Origin of the sequence: Limosilactobacillus pulli, from assembly GCF_947381555.1 — a bacterium.
In the GTDB taxonomy this organism is placed as follows: Bacteria; Bacillota; Bacilli; order Lactobacillales; family Lactobacillaceae; genus Limosilactobacillus; species Limosilactobacillus pulli.
Genome location: NZ_CANCWQ010000064.1, coordinates 1 through 1,832, shown reverse-complemented (window position 1 = coordinate 1,832; position 1,832 = coordinate 1). Strand labels below are relative to the sequence as shown.

The 1,832-nt window shown below is 39.5% G+C and carries 1 protein-coding gene; it reads right to left on the bottom strand.

Annotation, left to right across the window (positions count from 1 at the left end; genetic code table 11):
- Positions 1 to 25: 25 nt before the first annotated feature.
- On the bottom strand, positions 26 to 1,687 hold the full coding sequence (locus tag QOS03_RS09085; RefSeq protein WP_056968813.1) for an IS1182 family transposase: 1,662 nt from the start codon (positions 1,685 to 1,687) through the stop codon (positions 26 to 28).
- Positions 1,688 to 1,832: the final 145 nt, after the last annotated feature.

Sequence of the window (1,832 nt, the reverse complement as noted above, 5' to 3'; positions counted from 1 at the left end):
GAGGCTGGGAATTAACTATTATTTTCTAGCTTCTAACTAAGAAAATGCGAACTATGATTTTTGATTTAATCAAAAATTGTAGTTCGCATTTTTGGTTATTTACTAAAAAGGGTCTTAATTGGTTGATCATTTTACCCAATTTCGTTAAGTTCAATGCCATTAAGGTTAATCCGACATCATTTTCCACAGCCCGTTGGCCGCGCAAATGAGTTCGGCGTACGCCAAAATCCCTCTTCATGCGACCAAAGACTGGTTCAACGTCGAACTTGCGTCGACGATAGATCATCTTACCTTCATCGCTTGAGAGGGTCTCTTTGACTTTTGCTTTGTAATAATTCCAAGTTGGATTAACCTGGATGTAGCGCTGACGCTTACCTGGCGTTTTAGCTAACTGATCTAACTCTTCTGATGATTGATGTGTGTCGGCACGATAGAGTTTAAGATCGCGCTTAAATCCATACTTATCAGTTCGTTTACTGTAGCGATAAAAACTGAAGCGAACGCCTAAATGATCAATATAGTAGTCATCTTCGGCATTGTACTGCCAATTCTGAGGTTTTGTTGGATCATTTTTGAACTTACGCTTCTGCTCTTTTTGATAGGTGGTGTATGGAATGAGTGGTTGCTTATCGAATTGGTCAAGCAGTGTTGTGTAATTATATTCACTACCGTAACCAGCATCAGCTACCACGTGTGTAAAGAAATCCAAGCCATGGAATTGCTTAAGAAATGGCACTAAAGTCCTAGTATCAGTAGGATTGGAAAATAAAGCATAATCAAGGACAAACTGATTATGCGTGGCAATCTGAAGATTATATCCGGGTTTGAGTTCTCGGTTCATCATCGGATCTTCTTTCATGCACATAAAAGTTGCGTCGTGGTCTGTTTTCGAAAAGCTATTTCGTCCTTGAAAAATATCTTCGACACGTTCATATTTTTTAGCCCGTGGAATTAAGTCTTCTCTCAGTTGACGACGAAGCTTCTTTAGAAAACGTCGCCGACGTTTTCTAACTGAACCACCTTTAATTATTTTCGGCTCCTGTTTAATGGCTTCGTCTAGATTAGTGATTTCTTTTTCCACTTCTTCAGCCATTAATTCCATACCGTCGATAGATTCAATCATTTCTGGTTTCATCTCTTTGATGACTTGCTTTTCTACTAACTCATCATAAATACTAGCCGTCTTTTCTCTCAACTTAGCGTGATACTTTTCTATTGCCCGACGCCAAGTAAACGAGTACTTATTAGCATCCGCTTCAACCTTAGTGCCATCAATAAAGACTGCATCATTTTGAATTAGCCCATGGTCCGTAAGAGCCATAGTAAAGTAAACAAAGGTACGTTTTATTAAGTTCCTGGCGTGCTCACTCCGTCGAAAGTTATTGATGGTATGGTAACTGTATGAATGATCACGGGCTAACCATCGCATTGGTAAGTTTTCTTCTAACAAGGTTTCTATTTTCCGGCCAGAATAAGTTTGACGAGAGTACGCAAACAACAGAATTTTTAACATCAGTGCAGGGTGAGAAAGTGGGCGGCCGGTGACGGCCACGTTCTCTTCTAACAAAACCTCTTGTGGAATGGAATCGACAAAAGTATCAATTAACCGAACCAGATGATTTTTTGGCACATTGTAGTCATAATTTAGTACGAATTCTGTTTGTCCCGTGATATAATTTTGATACATGAAAATCGCTCCTTTATGTTTGTTTTTAGGGGTAATTACATCATATCAGGAACGATTTCCTGTGTACATAAGAAGCCGGACGATGAACCAAGATTTGATTCATCGTCCGGCTTTCATTTTGGACTGAGAGTTTTTTCCCAGCCTC